The sequence below is a fragment of the Lysinibacillus boronitolerans JCM 21713 = 10a = NBRC 103108 genome, from assembly GCF_000772935.1.
Lineage (GTDB): Bacteria > Bacillota > Bacilli > Bacillales_A > Planococcaceae > Lysinibacillus > Lysinibacillus boronitolerans.
Genome location: NZ_JPVR01000076.1, coordinates 195505 through 213713 on the forward strand (window position 1 = coordinate 195505; position 18209 = coordinate 213713).

The 18209-nt window shown below is 38.4% G+C and carries 16 protein-coding genes and 1 riboswitch; of the genes, 3 read left to right on the plus strand and 13 right to left on the minus strand.

The window, feature by feature from the left end:
* Positions 1–65: 65 nt before the first annotated feature.
* The gene (locus tag CD31_RS14195) at positions 66–1574 is read right to left on the minus strand and encodes an alanine/glycine:cation symporter family protein (protein WP_016994476.1); all 1509 of its coding nucleotides are present in this window, start codon (positions 1572–1574) and stop codon (positions 66–68) included.
* A gap of 126 nt (positions 1575–1700) precedes the next feature.
* A complete protein-coding gene (locus tag CD31_RS14200) occupies positions 1701–2507 on the minus strand; it encodes an alpha/beta hydrolase (protein WP_016994475.1) in 807 nt (268 codons plus the stop codon).
* Positions 2508–2641: 134 nt separating this feature from the next.
* Between CD31_RS14200 and CD31_RS14205 the strand changes: the two genes are divergently transcribed.
* A complete protein-coding gene (locus CD31_RS14205; RefSeq protein WP_016994472.1) occupies positions 2642–3154 on the plus strand; it encodes a gamma carbonic anhydrase in 513 nt (170 codons plus the stop codon).
* Positions 3155–3333: 179 nt separating this feature from the next.
* Here CD31_RS14205 and metK read toward each other — a convergent pair whose 3' ends face one another.
* A complete protein-coding gene (gene metK / locus CD31_RS14210; RefSeq protein WP_036078461.1) occupies positions 3334–4530 on the minus strand; it encodes a methionine adenosyltransferase in 1197 nt (398 codons plus the stop codon).
* A 258-nt stretch (positions 4531–4788) separates the two neighbouring features.
* Positions 4789–4907, minus strand: a riboswitch (SAM riboswitch).
* A 389-nt stretch (positions 4908–5296) separates the two neighbouring features.
* On the opposite strand from metK, the gene pckA reads away from it, so the two are divergent.
* Positions 5297–6883: a phosphoenolpyruvate carboxykinase (ATP) gene (pckA, locus tag CD31_RS14215; RefSeq protein ID WP_016994468.1), complete on the plus strand. Its 1587-nt coding sequence runs from the start codon at positions 5297–5299 to the stop codon at positions 6881–6883.
* A gap of 66 nt (positions 6884–6949) precedes the next feature.
* Here the strand turns inward: pckA and CD31_RS14220 are convergent, their stop codons facing one another.
* The 10 genes from CD31_RS14220 to CD31_RS14265 form a co-directional block, all read right to left on the minus strand.
* Positions 6950–7726 carry an alpha/beta hydrolase family protein gene (locus tag CD31_RS14220; RefSeq protein ID WP_036078464.1) on the minus strand — a complete coding sequence of 259 codons (777 nt, stop codon included), beginning with the start codon at positions 7724–7726 and terminating at the stop codon, positions 6950–6952.
* Positions 7710–8177 (minus strand): NUDIX domain-containing protein, encoded by a 468-nt coding sequence (locus CD31_RS14225; protein ID WP_036078466.1) that lies wholly within the window; start codon positions 8175–8177, stop codon positions 7710–7712. The genes CD31_RS14220 and CD31_RS14225 overlap by 17 nt, the downstream gene beginning before the upstream one ends.
* A 201-nt stretch (positions 8178–8378) precedes the next feature.
* Complete coding sequence (locus CD31_RS14230; protein WP_016995139.1) at positions 8379–9302, minus strand: aminopeptidase; 924 nt, start codon at positions 9300–9302, stop codon at positions 8379–8381.
* An 11-nt stretch (positions 9303–9313) separates the two neighbouring features.
* A complete protein-coding gene (locus CD31_RS14235) occupies positions 9314–10075 on the minus strand; it encodes an IclR family transcriptional regulator (protein WP_036078468.1) in 762 nt (253 codons plus the stop codon).
* Positions 10076–10209: 134 nt separating this feature from the next.
* The gene (locus tag CD31_RS14240) at positions 10210–11478 is read right to left on the minus strand and encodes a M20 family metallopeptidase (RefSeq protein WP_036078470.1); all 1269 of its coding nucleotides are present in this window, start codon (positions 11476–11478) and stop codon (positions 10210–10212) included.
* Positions 11471–12424: a DUF1177 domain-containing protein gene (locus CD31_RS14245; RefSeq protein WP_036078472.1), complete on the minus strand. Its 954-nt coding sequence runs from the start codon at positions 12422–12424 to the stop codon at positions 11471–11473. Before CD31_RS14245 ends, CD31_RS14240 begins: the two co-directional genes overlap by 8 nt.
* Positions 12425–12468: 44 nt before the next feature.
* The gene (locus CD31_RS14250) at positions 12469–13476 is read right to left on the minus strand and encodes an ABC transporter ATP-binding protein (RefSeq protein WP_036078474.1); all 1008 of its coding nucleotides are present in this window, start codon (positions 13474–13476) and stop codon (positions 12469–12471) included.
* Entirely contained in the window at positions 13460–14482 is a 1023-nt protein-coding gene (locus CD31_RS14255; protein WP_016995144.1) for an ABC transporter ATP-binding protein, read from the minus strand. Before CD31_RS14255 ends, CD31_RS14250 begins: the two co-directional genes overlap by 17 nt.
* Before the next feature lie 17 nt (positions 14483–14499).
* Entirely contained in the window at positions 14500–15366 is an 867-nt protein-coding gene (locus CD31_RS14260) for an ABC transporter permease (RefSeq protein ID WP_004225950.1), read from the minus strand.
* A 2-nt stretch (positions 15367–15368) separates the two neighbouring features.
* Entirely contained in the window at positions 15369–16331 is a 963-nt protein-coding gene (locus CD31_RS14265) for an ABC transporter permease (protein WP_004225947.1), read from the minus strand.
* 219 nt (positions 16332–16550) lie between these two features.
* On the opposite strand from CD31_RS14265, the gene CD31_RS14270 reads away from it, so the two are divergent.
* Positions 16551–18152: an ABC transporter substrate-binding protein gene (locus tag CD31_RS14270; RefSeq protein ID WP_036078477.1), complete on the plus strand. Its 1602-nt coding sequence runs from the start codon at positions 16551–16553 to the stop codon at positions 18150–18152.
* Positions 18153–18209 lie beyond the last annotated feature (57 nt).

Here is an 18209-nt window from a genome sequence, read left to right on the forward strand (position 1 = left end):
AGTATTGTTGAGGACAAGCTAAAAGGCGACCAACTAGTAAACTAGCTGATCGCCTTGCACTTTATCTATTTATTATTACGTTTTTCATTATATTCAACCCAGAAATCTGCACCTTTAATTCCTAGTTTACGAGGATCAAAGACTGGATCTTTTCCTTCTTTTTTCTGTTTCTCGTAATCTTTTAATGCAACAATAGCTGGTTTCATAATAATTAAAATAGCCAGAACGTTAATCCAAACCATTAGACCAAGACCTACATCTCCCATTGCCCATGCTAGACCAGACGTACGGATTGTACCATAGAAGGCTGCAACTAAAATAGCAATCTTTGCAATCCAAATGAAAATCTTTTCTGTGCTACCTCTAAATAAATAAGCGACATTTGTCTCTGCAATATAGTAGTATGCCATAATTGTTGTAAAGGCAAAGAAGAATAACGCAATGGCTACAAATGGAGCACCAAAGCCAGGTAATGATGAGTCAACTGCATATTGTGTATAGGCTGCACCTGCTTCAATACTTTTCGCAAAGGTCATTTGCTCATCGCCTGCTAATCCACCACTATTAAATTGTCCAATATGGATAAATGGATCTGCTCCTTCAGCTGCCTTTTCATCTTGTACATTGTACATACCTGTAAATAAAATCATAAATGCCGTAGCAGAACAAATTAGTAATGTATCAATATACACAGACGCCGCTTGAACAATTCCTTGCTTAGCAGGATGCGATACTTCCGCAGCTGCTGCAGGGTGAGCACCCGTTCCTTGACCAGCTTCATTGGAATAAATTCCACGTTTAACACCCCAAGCAATGGCAGAACCAATAATGCCCCCAAAAATCTCTTGGGCACCAAAGGCACTTGAGAAAATCAATGCAAATACTGTTGGTACTTCAGAGATATTCATAACAATAATGATAATAGCCATAATGATGTATGCTAATGCCATAAAAGGTACAATGATTTGGGCTGCATTTGCAATAGATTTAACACCACCGATAATAATTGCGCCTAATAAAACAACAATAATAAGACCTGTTATCCAAGTTTCCAAACCGAAAGCGTTTTCAACAGCACCTGCAATGGCGTTTGATTGGACGCCAGGCATTAAGATTAACATCGCAATCAAAGCAGCCACAGCAAAAATAACTGCAAACCATTTTTGGCCCATTCCTTTTTCTATGTAAAAGGCCGGTCCACCACGATATTCAGTATCTTTCTCTTCTTTATAGATTTGAGCTAATGTTGACTCTACATACGCGGTTGCCGCACCTATGAAAGCGATTGCCCACATCCAAAAGACAGCACCAGGTCCTCCCATTCCAATCGCTGTCGCAGTACCAGCAATATTACCTGTACCTACACGTCCTGATAATGCGATAGACATTGCTTGGAATGAAGATATTCCCTTTTCCGATTTCTCCCCTTTAAACATTAAAACAAACATATCTTTAATGTGCCTTACTTGTAGGAACCTTGTAATAATTGAGAAAAATAACCCAATTAATAAGATGCCATAAATAAACCATGGTCCCCATAAAATACCATTCAACTTCTCCACAATTACATCCATTTTACCCCTCCAATTTGAATTACCTTACTTTAAGTCATTATAGTATTACACTTTTCAGAAAATTACAATATTATTTTTAAGTAACAATATTTAAGTAAGTAACCTAGTAAATGGAAGGGGGTAAAACTATTTAATTATATAACCAATTCTTCGAAGAGCATTATTAATAAAATCTCGTATATACATAAAAATCTCTTCCCGCTCTCCCTCATGAAATAAATTATGATAACAATTTGCCCATTCTTTAAACTGAAATTCCGTGAATTCCTGTTGATGAAGCCAATTTCGAGTTTGGCGGGTGTCCGTAATTTTATCCTTCTCAGCTGTCATAATGAGCATAGGCATATTTGGCATTTCACCTTTAGGCAGCATCACTAAATTTTTCATCATCTGCTGAAGCTCTCGATACCATTTCACAGAAACAACAGACATGAGCGGAACCTCATCTTTCATTTCTTCTCTACCTTCAATACTACGTGTTAATTTCTCTAATGTAATGTCATGTGTCAATTTCACATTCGCTGTTAACGCACTTAGACTTGTTAAAGCATTTGTTAATTTACCTGGTAATAGCTTTAGTTGCAACCAAGGTGATGTTAAAATTATGCCTGCACATTCATATTGTCTCTTTTGCAGTGTATGAAGAATTAATGTTGCACCTAGTCCATGACCTATTACAAAGGTTGGTAAATTATATGAAAAAGCATTTTCAATCAGGTTTCTTGTATATTTATTGTACAATTTGAAGTCCTCATCATGGACACGAGCAAACCTTGCATTCACCCCATGATTCGGTAAATCCCCCATGACTATGTGGAAGCCTTCTAATCTTAATTTCTCTATCAGCCATGCATACCAACGGTGATTTTCATAAGCACCATGAAGAATAGCAATCACAGCTTTTGCTTGTCCATCAGCTTCCCATTTCCACATTTACATAGTCCTCCTAAAAAATAATTACTCTTTGATTATATCGAAATAAATAGCACATTTTAATTTTATATTTCCATAAAGTTGCGTATTTGATACGATAATACTACATTATAGAAAGAAAAGAGGCGATTTTCATGATTTATCCATTTAAAGATAAAACGCCAAAGATCGATCCATCTGTTTTCATTGCTGATTACGCAACTGTTACGGGTGATGTAACAATTGGCGCTGAAACAACCATTTGGTTTAATACAGTTATTCGTGGTGATGTTTCCCCAACGATTATTGGTAAACGTGTCAGTATTCAGGATCTTTGCTGTTTACACCAAAGTCCAAAATATCCACTCATTATTGAAGATGAGGTAACAGTTGGACACCAAGTCACTTTACATAGTTGTACAATTCGCAAAAATGCCTTAATTGGTATGGGTTCCATTATTTTAGACGGAGCTGAGATTGGAGAAGGTGCATTTATTGGAGCAGGAAGCCTAGTACCTCCTGGTAAAGTCATTCCTCCAAATAGTTTAGCATTAGGTCGTCCAGCAAAAGTTGTCCGAGAATTAAATGCTGAAGATAAAGAGGACATGGAACGCATTGTACGAGAATACGCAGAAAAAGGTCAATATTATAAGTCACTTCAGAAATAAATAAGATACACAAAAAATCAATACTAACGAAAAAATCCCTCGCGTTTTCGTGTACCGAGTATGTTCACGAATTCTAGCGAGGTATTTTTTGTAAAAAAACAAAAGGAGCAATGTTGCCCCTTTGCTTATTAATACATTAGAATAATTTTCTAATGACTTCATTACTTTAGTTCAATAGTTTATAAACGTGCTTTTTCTCGTAGTGCGTCGGCTTTATCAATTTGCTCCCATGGTACATTTAAATCTGTACGACCAAAATGTCCATACGCAGCAGTTTGTTTATAAATTGGACGACGAAGATCAAGCATTTTAATAATACCTGCTGGGCGTAAATCGAATAGCTTGCGTACCCATTCAACGATCTCGCTTTCTTTCACTCTACCTGTGCCAAATGTATCGACAGCAATGGAAACAGGCTGAGCAACGCCAATCGCATAGGCAAGTTGTACTTCAGCACGCTCTGCTAAGCCAGCTGCTACGATGTTTTTTGCTACATAACGTGCCGCATATGCTGCTGATCGGTCTACCTTGGTTGCATCCTTACCTGAGAAGGCACCACCACCGTGACGTGCATAACCACCGTATGTATCAACAATGATTTTACGCCCTGTTAATCCAGCATCGCCTTTTGGTCCACCAATTACGAAACGGCCAGTTGGGTTGATGAAGTATTTCGTGTTAGCATCTAATAATTCACTCGGTACAACGGGTGCAATAACAAATTCTTTTAAATCCGATTGAATTTGTTCAAGTGTTGCTTCTTCATCATGCTGTGTTGAAATAACAATTGTATCCACGCGAACGGGTACATTATTGTCATCATATTCAATCGTTACCTGCGTTTTACCATCAGGACGTAAATAGGCAAGTTCACCTGATTTACGTACTTCTGTTAAACGGCGTGCTAATTTGTGAGCCAAGCTAATTGGTAATGGCATAAGCTCTGGTGTTTCATTACATGCATAGCCAAACATTAAGCCTTGGTCACCAGCACCGATTGCTTCAATATCAGCATCTGTCATAGAGCCTTCACGTGCCTCTAATGCCTGATCAACACCCTGTGCAATATCAGGTGATTGTTCACCAATCGCCACAAGCACTGCAAGGTTTTCTGCATCGAAGCCATATTTACCACGTGTATAGCCAATTTCTGCTACAGTATCACGAACGATACCTTTAATATCAACATAAGTAGAAGTTGTAATTTCTCCTGCTACTAATACTAATCCTGTTGTTACAGTTGTTTCACATGCTACACGCGCATTTGGATCTTCTGCTAAAATAGCATCTAAAATGGCATCCGAGATTTGGTCACAAATCTTATCTGGATGTCCTTCTGTTACACTCTCTGATGTAAACAGTCGACGGTTTGTCATTTGGTTTTCCTCCTAAATACTCTTACAATAAGTAGTTGTGTATGAATACGGTACTCATTACCCATGTCAAGTCCGCTCCTAAGGATTGAACTCTCAAGCCGTTACTGCTGCTTTTAACACGAGGATTTCGAAAGATCCGTCATTATAATAAGGAAAGAACTACATATACTTACCTTTACATTGATTTTTAACAAAAAAAAAATCCTTTTCTCACGTTACTTTACATGAGGAAAGGAATAATGACTACGTAACCTTTCACTCTTATCGTTCAAGGGATGTTCCCTTGCATCAGGTTGGCACCAGCGCATGTCGTGAAATAGTTCATGCAGGTTGCCGGGTTTCACAGGGCCTGACCCTCCACCAGCTCGGGATAAGAGTATCCGTTCAATCTCATGTTACTCAAAAGGTCGAACGTTGTCAAATATTTTCTTATGTATTACTGTATAGAAAGGAAAGAACCTATTACACAAAAACTTTTCATACTTGGATGATGATGTAAATAGAAGCAAATTAATCCCTACAACATACCTAGCTACTTGTGGTAACATATGTGTGGCTCAATTTTCATGCCTAATTACAGTAGGATTGATGGTATTCTACTCGAAAAACATTATTTTTTGTCAGTTTATTGAAAAGTGGTAAAAACTCTAAAATAATTTCTTAATTAGTATAGATTATTTAAGCAATTGTGTTATACTATTTTTGAAATTAAGAAAAAATCCCTCTAAATCAAGGGAATACTATAAAAAAGGATGGTATTTAATCGATGAATTCAGTAGAAATTGCAAACGAACTGAAGGAATTATTAAACGGCGGTAACATTAATGTTCAACTTTCAGTACCACAATTAGCAGAAAAAGCTACATCTCGTGGTGAAGCAATGTTAACAGTAGATGGCGCAGTTCGTGCAGAAACTGGCAAATACACTGGTCGTTCACCTAAAGATAAATATACGGTAGAAGAAGAAAGCACAAAAGATCAAATTGACTGGGGTAAAGTCAACCAACCAATTTCTTCTGAAGTGTTCGATAACCTATATGTAAAAGTAATAAAATATTTAAAAGAACGTGACGAGTTATTCGTATTCAAAGGCTTTGCAGGTGCTGACAAAGATTCACAATTAAGCATTCAAGTTATTAATGAATACGCATGGCACAATCTTTTTGCTCATCAATTATTTATCCGTCCAACAGCAGATGAATTAGCTTCTCATGTTGCCGACTTCACTGTCATCTCAGCTCCGAACTTTAAAGCAGATCCTGCGGTTGATGGTACTGCCTCTGAAACATTCATTATCGTATCACTTGAAAAGAAAATTATTTTAATTGGTGGTACTGAATATGCTGGTGAAATGAAAAAATCTATTTTTGGTATCATGAACTACTTATTACCACAACAAGGTATCCTTTCAATGCACTGTTCAGCAAACGTAGGTGAAGCTGGCGATGTGGCATTATTCTTCGGTCTATCTGGTACTGGTAAAACGACGTTATCAGCTGACCCAGATCGTAAGCTTATCGGTGACGATGAACACGGTTGGTCTGATAATGGTGTGTTCAACATTGAAGGTGGTTGCTATGCGAAAACAATCAATCTTTCTGCTGAAAAAGAACCAGAAATCTACAATGCAATTCGCTTCGGCTCTGTATTAGAAAATGTAGCTGTTGATCCAGAAACTCGTATTTGTGACTATGATGACGGTTCTCTAACAGAAAATACACGTGTAGCTTACCCAATCCAATATATCGAAAATATCGTTGATCCTTCTGTTGCAGGTCATCCAAAAACAATCATCTTCCTAACAGCTGATGCATTTGGCGTGTTACCTCCAATCAGTAAATTAACAAAAGAACAAGCAATGTATCACTTCCTAAGCGGGTTCACTTCTAAACTTGCAGGAACAGAACGTGGTGTAACTGAGCCAGAACCAGTTTTCTCTACTTGTTTCGGTTCTCCATTCCTTCCACTTCCTGCTACAGTATATGCAGAAATGTTAGGACAAAAAATTGACGAGCACGGTGCACAAGTATTCCTAGTGAACACTGGTTGGACTGGTGGCGAATATGGCACAGGTAGCCGTATGAAACTTTCTTACACACGTACAATGGTTCGTGCAGCAATTGATGGTAAATTAGCAGATGTTGAAACGACACAAGATGCTGTGTTTGGTTTACACATTCCAACAGCAGTTGAAGGTGTACCTTCAGAAGTGTTAAACCCTCGTGAAGCATGGGCAGATAAAGCTGCATACGATGCAAAAGCTGCTGAGCTTGCAGGCTTATTCAATGAAAACTTCAAGAAATTCTCAAACGTTTCTGAAGCCATCACTACACTTGGTGGCCCATTAAAATAACGACTAAATAAAAGACAAAGGGAACGAATACGTTGTTCCCTTTGTCTTTTTTGTATTCTCTAAGCTTTATTGTTGCTTCATCCACTTGCAAAGAGCACGGACAGTTTCACGATTTTTTGCTGGTGGATATTGATGTGCGTAGTTAAGATCATACCAAGTTTCGAATGATTTATTTGCATCCTCTAAAAAAAATGCCAATTGTCTGGCATGTTCTATATCTACATTTTCATCACGATAGCCATGAATGATAAGTACAGGGGCTGTTATCCGCTCTATCTCAAAAAGAGGTGTTCTTGCATCATACGCTTCTGGTACACGATTCGGTGTTCCTCCAATAACGCGCTTCATCATCCTGCGCATATCTGTGCGTTCCCAATAAGTGGCCGTTGCATCAGAAACACCTGCCCATGTTACAACAGAAGTAATATCCTTTCTTAAAATGGCTGTCCACAGAGCCATAATACCACCTCGCGAAAAACCAAAAACATGGATATTGTCATTGCAAAATTGTTTCAGTACATCTACGGCATAGACCGCATCGTAACGGTCTGCCCCTGCAAATTCGTCACGTCCCTCTCCTCCACGATTCCCACGATAGTATGGGGCAAATACGATAAAGCCCTGCGCAGCAAATTGTGCAATACGAGAGGGTCTTACCATCCCGATGCTTTGCATACCGCCTCTTAAATATAAAAAGCCATCATATGTACCTTCTTTTTTTGGTTCCGCTAATAACCCTTTTATACGTAAGCCCTGTGATAGATAGGTTATTTCTGTTAGTCGTATTGCTGGATTGGGTGAGGGATAGGCACGTTTTTCCACAATTTCACCATTGTATGTCACGGTCTTTCAACTCCTCCAGCATTTTCTTCATCCCCTCATCCTTCATGTGAAAGCTCAAGTTAGGATGCTGAGCAAATTCTTCATCGGTTAACCAAAGCATGCCTGATGTCTCTAAATCAAATTCTATGGCCTCTTGCGCTAAAAATTGTGCAGTGTAAACAGTTTTACAAAAAACGATTTCATCATGCACTGCATACTCTGCGAACCATTGAAGATTTTTCACATGAACACCCGTTTCTTCAAAAACTTCTCGAATTGCCGCCTCCTCTAATGTTTCACCTGCTTCTAACTTCCCCCCTGGCACTTCTACACCTCGTCGTTTATGGACCGTACATAACCATTTATTCTTATGCTTTAAAAGGACAAGGACGTGTTTAGGTTCTACTTTAAATTCACCTCTTGTAAAACTCAAATCTACTTGTAGGCCATGTAAATCTGTAAATGTTAACATCTATTCAACCTCACGTTCTTTCTTGTTGCAAAACAAAAGTTACTTTTTTTCATCATTGCTTCTATTTTATGGACAGAATTTAATCATCATTCCTATTCCTATCTATATTTACTATAGTGTAATCCTACAATGGCAAGCAACTCTTAACTACAGTCTTGTAAAGCATGAAAAAAGCGTGCTTCAAAAGAAGACACGCTTTCTTTAGATGACTTGCTGACCGTCAAAGTAGACAATTGGGCTTTTTACAACACAATCGATATGCACATCTGACGCATTGGCTCCTCCGAATGGTGCATTACTGCCAAAAGCAATATGTATTGTCCCAAATACCTTCTCATCCTCTAATACATTGCCGCATAGGATGGCACTTTTATTGGCCCCAATGCCAAACTCGGCAATAATTCTACCATTACCTTCCCCAAGTAAAGCAAGTAGACGTGCACCATCAGGACCGATTGCCTCTTCTAAGCGACCATTCTTAATTTTTAATAATAATGGCTCCTTTAAGACACCAATATTTGCAATAGAGCCATCTACTAAAATCTCTCCATTCGCAGATGTTTCTATTGGCGCAATATATGATTCTCCTGAAGGAATATTTCCATACTCACCTGGTTGACGAATAACACCAGTGGAACGAATTCCTAAACGGCCTTCTACACTAAACGTGAGCTCATGGCCATCCTTGACAATACGAATATCTTTTGCCGTATCAAGTAAAAGGACATATTTTTCTACCATAGCTTCGATCTCCTCTGCATCAGCATGAAGAGCACCTTGCTCTAGCATCTCCAATGTCACACCTGGCATTGTTGCTACACGCCCGCCCTTTTCACAGGCATGTTTACGAGCCATTGTATGTGTTAAGGAATGGGAGGTAATACACAGTGTAACATCGGCATTCGCCATAAGCTCAGAAACTGCTTGGATTGGCTCTTGACCAGATTTCTCTAACAGGGGCATCACCATGAACATTGTATTTGCTGTAATTGATAGTCCAGCTTCATAAAAAATTTTCGCGATGTCTTGTTTGTGATGATCTGTCAAAATTAATAGTGACTCTGATGATTGAACATTTAAATTGCCTTTTAAAACATTTAGTGCAATGTCATGTAAATGCTGCATAACAGGACTCCTTAATTAAAATTCAAATGATATCTACGAATAATTCCTTCTATTTCATTTCTAGCTTCCGTTAAAGGTCCCAAAAACTCCGGAACACGTTGCTCTGTAAAACGATAAATTGGTCCAGAAACGGTAATGGATGCTACGACCTGTTCCTCACTATTGAATATAGGCATAGCTAGCGCCAATACATCGACCGAATACTCACTATTACTAAGTGCATAGCCACATGATCTAATTTTTACTAGCTCTGCCCGTATTTCTGTGGCATCTGTCATTGTATTATTTGTATAAGCTGTTAATGGTTCATCTATAACCTTTGCAATTTGCTCTTCATTTAAAAAAGCAAGCATTGAACGATAAGATGCCCCTACATAAAGTGGCGATCTACTACCTCTTGAAACTGTAAATTTCACCTTATTTACAGGCTCTGCTTTCAGTAATGTTAACGCTTCCAGTCCATTCAGTACGGTAAAAATAGCTGTTTCACCAGTGACATCCTTTAATTTCTCAAGAACTGGCATACATAGCTGATCTATGTTTAATGAATCATACATATTCATACCTATTTCCCATAATGCAATACCAAGAGAATATTTTTTCGTTATAGGATCTTTTGTAATAAACCCATTATTTTCGAAGGTTTCAAGAATGCGATATAAATTTGTATGATTCATATTCATCGCCAGTGCTAACTCTCGACCACCCCATGTGGGCTTTTCCTTTGTAAACATTTTTAAAACCGCAATTGATAAATTTAATGTCTTTAGCATATCTCTCATCCTTCTGATCTATTTATCTGTACAAACGGCTGCAAATCTCTCTCTTAAGGGGGAAATAATCGATAGATTTAGCAGCCGTCAGCACCTGATATCACTTTATCAAAAGTAAGAGAGTAGCTAATCTCTTACTTTTGATATAGGAAATCAACAGCAGCAGTTATATAAACTTTTGCACAGCGTACGATATCCTCAACACGCACTTTTTCATTATAACCATGAATACTTGGTAAATAAGCTGGGCCGTATTGCAATACAGGAATATCATACTGTCTGAAATGACGAGCATCACTGCTTGCCCACTGCATGACACCATATGCCTCTTGCCCCGTAACATAAGAAATATTTTCCACTATCGATTGGCATATAGGATTTTCAGCAGGTGTATAATTGGCTACACTTTTGAAGCCAAAACGTTGGATTGAATAATCGATAGCCAAACCATCTAGTTTATTTGTCAAGATTTCTGTTACTTCCTCTTGTGTAATGCCAAATGGTAAACGACAATCGACCTGAACCTTACAGTAATCTGGGATTACGTTTGACTTCGTACCTCCCTCAATTGTACCAATATTTACAGTAATTTTCTCTAAAACTTCTTGATATTTCAAGCGATCTTTTTCCACTTCACGCATGTATTTTTTTGATACCTCGATAAGTGGCTGTACCTCTTCAGGAATCGTAATTTCTACATCCCATAGTGTACGAATCTCTTGAATAGCTCGAATTGCATCGACAATGGCATTTCGTCCAGCCAATGGTGATAGGCTTCCATGTCCAGGTTCCCCACGCACTTCTAATTCAAACCAGTAAGAGCCCTTTTGTCCAATTGTTGGATTTAAAGGTGAAGAGGGCTCAGCGATTAAACAACCATCTCCCTGCACATAGCCTCTCTCTAACAGCCAAGGAACACCAAATTCGCCGCCTGTTTCTTCATCTGGTACGATTGCCAAGGTTAATTTTCCTGGTAGTTCGATGTCCAGTTTCTTTAATAGCTTTGTTGCAAAAATAATACCCGCTAAACCGGCTTTCATATCACTTGCCCCACGGCCAAGCATCCAGCCATCCTTCACTTCTCCTGAAAATGGATCAAAATCCCATTTCGATAGATCACCAACAGGTACAACATCGGTATGACCACAATAAACGAGTTCTCTTCCTTCCCCATTTCCAATGGATGCTACTAAATTAAACATTTTATCTGCAGCTTCATATTTTTGATAAGTAATGCCTACATCATTTAAATAGTTTTCGATAAAAGCTGTTATTTCAGTCGTATCCCCTGGAGGATTGACACTTGGAATTTGAATGAGCTTTGAACAAAACGCTAACAATTCCTCTTGATGATTTTCAACTGCATCTACTAATTGAGCTTTAAGTGCTTGTAAATCATTCATGTGTGTGTACCTCGTTTCCTTTCGTTTGTAAATGACTCATGCTACCATATAAGCCTTTCATATGTGAAAATTGTGTTTCATCAAAGAAAGAGCATTTATTAGTACCATAAGTTTTTGCTACCTCTAACACAAATCGCACAACATTTTCTACATCTGTGACATGTGTTGCACCTGTTGCACAGCCTGCTACAACAGATTCAGTTGTAATCGCCACACCTACAACAGGGCTAGATGTTGCAACAGCCGGTTGTAAAATACTATTGATATGGAATAATCCATTACCATATGGTGTAATGTCTTGCATCGTGATCGGTAGGACAACTGGAGAAATACCAGCAGATTGTGTATATACGTGCAATAAATCATCACTAATTTTTAATATGTAACCTTCTTTAACAGTTGGCGTTATAGCAAATCCTTTATGGTTACATACTTGATTGCCTTTTGTTGTATCAATGGATAGAATAGCATCCATTGTATCTTCTACTTCATTTTCGTTCATGACACTAATATCCACTGGCGAGTTCATAAATGGCACTGGCTCATGTGGTAAGGTTGGAGCTGTTGGACAAATATGTGTGGAGAAAATAACGTCACCCTCTAATTGATCGCCTTTTAAGGCCATATCAATAGCTTTTGCTGCTCCTGCCAGACAGGCCAGTGCGCCGTCTCCATCTGATACAAAGCCTGTCATTTCAGGGCGCGCTCCAATACCACCTAATCGTCCAATAATTCCCAATGTAGGTGCATTCCCGCCTGAGGACTTGCCGTTCTTTCCTTTCACAAGGACGCGAACAAAATCAGTTGAGCCGCTTTCGCCTTGAATAGTTTTTACCTTAACATCTGCTGCGGAATCAATATTGTGTAAATACTCTTTAATCGTTTCTCCGTTTACATAAATACTATCCATTACCTCGTATAATTCAATAACATGCTTCAATGACATAATCAGTCCGCTCCTTTTTCTGCTTCAATAAATTTTATCTTTTGTTAAATTGATGATACTTCTTGCTCTATCGACTTAAATAAATGACACGATACTTGATGTGTAGCTGATACTGTATCAAGTGTCGGTTGGACGTCTGCACATTTTTCTGTAGCAAAACGACAGCGCTTATGGAATGCACAGCCACTCGGGGGATTTACTGGGCTTGGAACATCACCAGTTAAAATAATGCGTTCCTTTTTATCAAAAGGATTTTCCTTAGGAATGGCTGACAACAAGGCTTGTGTATAAGGATGCTGAGGGTTTTCGTAAATTTCCTTGTATGTGCCAATTTCCACTATTTTTCCTAAATACATGACAGCAATTCGATCACACATGTAGTTCACGACATTCAAATCATGTGAAATAAAAATATAGGTTAAGCCGAATTCTTTTTGTAAATCTTTTAATAGATTGATAACCTGAGCCTGTACAGAGACATCTAGTGCGGAAACAGGTTCATCACACACCACAATATCTGGATTCAGTGCAAGAGCCCGAGCAATATTAATGCGTTGTCTCTGTCCACCAGAAAATTCATGTGGATGGCGTTTTGCATGGTATGCACTTAATCCGACTGTTTCAAGTAATTCAACCACTCGCTTTTTACGGGATGCCTCATCACCAATCCCATGGATCACTAATGGCTCAGCAATAAGATATTCAATCGTTTTACGAGGATCGAGTGATGCATAAGGATTTTGGAAAACCATTTGGATGGATTTTCGAGCAGAGCGGATATCTTTTGAATTTAAGCTTGCTAAATCCGTTCCCTTAAATTCAACTATTCCCTCTGTTGGTGAAATTAGCTGGTTGATTAAACGGGCAACCGTCGATTTACCACACCCCGACTCTCCCACAATCCCCAGTGTCTCACCTTTATATAACTCAAAACTTACACCATCTACCGCCTTCACAAATTGTGTTGGTTTTTTAAAAGGAATTGAACTTTTAATAGGAAAATGCTTTTTTAAATTGCTTACCTTTAAGACAAGTTCATTGTACTGTTGCATTAAAAATTCCCTCCTTCCTAGGGACAATTTGATCTTTTGCTTGTAAATGGCAGGCTACAAAATGGTTGTCCTGTACTTCCACTAAGTCAGGTACAGTACTACGACAAATATCTGTCGCTAAAGGACATCGTGCTGAGAAGTGACAGCCACTATGTGGCATTGTTAAATCTGGTGGACTACCAGGAATAGCCGGCAGCCTTTGTTGCTCTTGTGTCCCCATTGTAATTTGAGACTCTAATAATCCCCACGTATAGGGATGTAAAGGTTTTTCATAGAGCTGCCTTGTTGTAGTAGACTCTACTGTACGACCTGCATACATAACATTTACTTTGTCACATAGCTCCCAAACCACACCTAAATCGTGCGTAATCATAATGATGGCTGTATCATGTTCTTGTTGTAATTTTTTCATTAAATCAAGAATTTGAGCTTGTACAGTTACATCCAGTGCAGTTGTTGGCTCATCGGCAATGAGTAGTTTCGGGTTACAAGCAAGGGCAATAGCAATCATGACACGTTGGCGCATTCCTCCTGAAAATTCGTGAGGATACATTTTTAATCGTTTCTCTGGCTCAGGAATCCCAACCATTTTTAACATATCGACGGCTTTGATAGCTGCATCTTTCTTCGATATTGTTTCATGTGCTTGAATGACTTCAATAATTTGATTGCCCACTGTTAATACTGGATTCAAACTTGTAATAGGATCTTGGAAAATCATTGAAATGTCATTGCCTCGGACATTGCGCATTTCCTTTTCAGAAATTTCTATTAAATCGCGGCCATTAAATAGAATTTTCCCATTCGTTATTTTTCCTGGCGGAGATGGAATTAAACGCATGAGAGCAGTTGCTGTGACACTTTTTCCTGATCCTGACTCTCCCACAATACCTAGTGTTTCCTTCTTATTTAATTGTAAATTTACTCCATTAACAGCTTTCATTGTAGAGCCGCCACTTTTAAATTCTACTGTTAAGTTTTCTACATCTAGTAAACGTTCAGTCATGACTCCACCCCCTTCCATTAAACTTTCATTTTCGGATCTAATGCATCGCGCAACCCATCCCCTAATAGGTTAATTCCAAGAACTGTTAATAAAATACAAATGCCTGAAAATGTCGCCATTTGGGGATTTAATACTAAAAAGTCTTTACCATCTTTTAAAATACTGCCCCATGAAGCTGTCGGTGGTTGAACGCCTAATCCTAAAAAGCTAAGGGCAGCTTCTGAAATAATAGCGCCAGCTGTACTCATCGTTCCATAGACAATTAAAGGAGCTAAACAGTTTGGTAATATATGACTAAAAATAATTCTCGTATGTGTAGCACCTAAGGAATGTGTTACTTCAACGAATTCTTCCTCTTTTACACTTAAAACCTGTCCTCGAACAAGTCGTGCGAAACCTGGAATATTAGCAATACCAATCGCAACAATAACGTTGACAAGTCCTTGCCCTAATACCGTCATCAATGTAATAGCCAGTAAAATAAACGGGAATGCGAAAAGACCATCCATTGTGCGCATGATAATCGAATCAATGCGTCCACCAAAATACCCTGCCACTAAGCCTAACAGTGTGCCAAACACAGCACCAAATAGCACTGCCGCAATCCCAACAATCATCGATATTCGTGTACCGTAAACTAAGCGACTAAACAGATCACGACCATAGTTATCTGTTCCTAATAAATGTCCTTCTGTATTCATCGGTAAAAATGATTTACCGACAATCATTTCATTCGGTGGATGGGTAGCAATCAATGGGGCAAAAATAGCAACAATACCCATTAAAGTGACAATGATTAACCCGATTGTCGCTAATTTATTTTTTAGCAACTTGCGCAATAACGTATTTCTTTTTTTCGTTTCTTGGACGATTGCTTGAGTCATTGTTATTTTTTCCCCCCATCCGATTCTAAATTGACCTTAGGATTGACCACTTTATAAAGTACATCGACTACTAAGTTAACAAGCACAAAGATAAACGCAATGAAAATAACAGTACCTTGTACGACTACAAAGTCACGTTTATCAATGGCATCTACAATTAATCGACCCATACCGGGCCAACTAAAAATCGTTTCTGTTAATACCGCTCCGCCCAGTAAATTAGAAATCTGCATTCCTAACACGGTTAAAATCGGTGTTAGCGCATTCTTAAATGCATGTTTACCAATTACTAAATATTCTTTAATACCTTTAGAACGAGCTGTTTTAATATAATCTTGCGAAATAACCTCTAACATACTTGAACGGGTAATCCGTGCAAATGTCGCCATTGGAATCGTTGCTAAAGCAAATGCTGGCAATATTAAATGCTTCAAATAGGTCCATAGGCCATCGCTGATATTCCCCATCCCAGTTGCTGGGAACCAACCAAGGTTAACACTAAAGAATAAAACAAGCATGATGCCCAACCAGAAAATTGGCATGGATACACCAACTAATGACACAAGCATTACAACATAATCAATGATGGTATTTTGCTTTCTCGCTGCAAATATTCCTGCTGGGATGCCAATCACGACTGCTATTAACAGCGCTGCCAATGCCAATATCACTGTATTAGGGAACCTTTCGAGAATAAGTCCGATGACAGACTCACTATAAGAATAGGAATATCCTAAATTTAACTGTGCTAGATCTCCTACATATGAAATAAATTGCGAAGGCATGGATTTATTTAATCCTAGCTCTTCTCTTAAATTCTCTACATCTTCTACACTCGCTTGTGGTCCAAGCATGACTGAAGCCGGGTCACCGGGAATCATTCGCGTAATAATAAAGACGATAATCCCTACTACTAGCAGTGTGGGGATGAGGTTAACTAACCTTTTTAAAATAAATGAGCCCATCTTAGCAAGACCTCCTTTTCATTATTAGAATCAGTGGTTCATATTGTGAATAACCACATAGTACACCACTTAATAATTGTTTGTAAATATATTTTTTTCTGAATCTTTGTAATTTTATATTTACTTTCTATTTACAAGTGTGCTAATTTTAATCTCGAACCTACCATTTTTGAATCAACGGTTCATATTGTGAAACAAAAACTAAGGAGGCTAGTGCATATGAAGAAATTAAACGTAAGAAAGTCTTTACTACTACTCTTTTTAACTTTACTAATTGGTGTTTTAGCTGCTTGTGGTGGAAACAATGAGAAAAGTACTTCAACGGATGAAAAAGAGGGAGAAGCTACTTCTGGAGGCACATTAAATATTGGTCTGTCAGCCAATGCAAAAACGTTTGATCCGATCAAATATACAGGGGTTTATGAATCACAGGTAATGCGTCAAATGGGTGATACGTTAGTTGTTTATAACAAAGATCTATCTGATATCATCCCTTCATTAGCGACTGAATGGAATGTATCAGAGGATATGTTAGTGTACACATTCAAATTACGCGAAGGTGTTAAATTCCAAAAGGGTCAGTATCAGGATGGCCGTGAAATGACAGCTGAAGATGTGAAATACTCTTTAGAACGCTCTGCTAAAGAATCTGCTATGAATCGTTTAAGTGGTGTGACAGAAGTGAAAGTGTTATCGGATTATGAAGTAGAGATTCACTTAGCTACACCGAATGCTGCCCTACTTGCTATGCTAACGGATGCAGGGAATATTATTATTCCAAAAGAAGAAGTTGAAGGATGGGGCGATAATTTTTCTGAACACTTTGTTGGTACAGGTCCATTCCAACTAACAGAATGGAAAAAAGACCAAGAGGTAAAATTAGTTCGTCACGATAATTACTGGGGCGATAAGCCAAATGTCGAAAACTTAACAATGAAGTTTATCTCCGATCAAAATATGATGACAAACGCATTACGTTCTGGTGATATTGATATTGCAATGGACGTTAAAGGTCAAAACCGAGAAATCATCAACCAAGATAGTAACCTTGAGCTTTTAACAAATCCAGGTCTATCGATTGTTTATCTTGATCTTAATAACAAAGTAGGTCCAACTGCTGACAAACGCGTTCGTGAAGCGATTTATATGGCAACAAATGTAGAGGAAATTATTTCCGGCGTTAACCAATGGGGTGGCGGCGATGTTTCTTATTTACCATTACCACCTGGTTCATGGGGATATGATCAATCGTTAGTTGATATGGTACCAAAATATAATCCAGAAGAAGCAAAAAAATTACTAGCAGAGGCTGGTTACGCTGATGGCTTCAAGACAGAGATTTTCGTATCAGAAGCACGTGTTCCTTACGCAACGATTTTCCAAAGTCAGTTAAAGAAAAACTTAAATATTGATGTGGAAATAAAAGTGCTTGAATGGGGTACTTACAGTGATACTGTGGCAAAGGGGAATGCCCCAATGAATATTGGTGGCTGGACTTGGTACCCAGATCCTTACTTCTTCCTTTATCAATTATTCCACACAAATCAAATTGGTGCGTTAGGAAATGGTAAAGGCTACAGCAATCCAGAAGTGGATAAATTATTAGAACGCGCCGTATCAGAAACAGTGGTGCAAGAAGAACGTGCAAAATTATACCAAGAAGCATTAAAGCTGATTTTAGCAGATGTTCCACGTATTGAATTAGAGGCAACACAAACGGTTGCAGGTGTAAACAAAAAAGTACAGGGCTTTGAGGTTTCTGCTGATAACTCCGTCCAAATTGTACATCCAAACGGCACAAACGTATCCATTACTAAATAATTAAACTGGAAAAGTGGAGATTCTAGTCTCCGCTTTTCTCTTCATAAGGAGAGATTT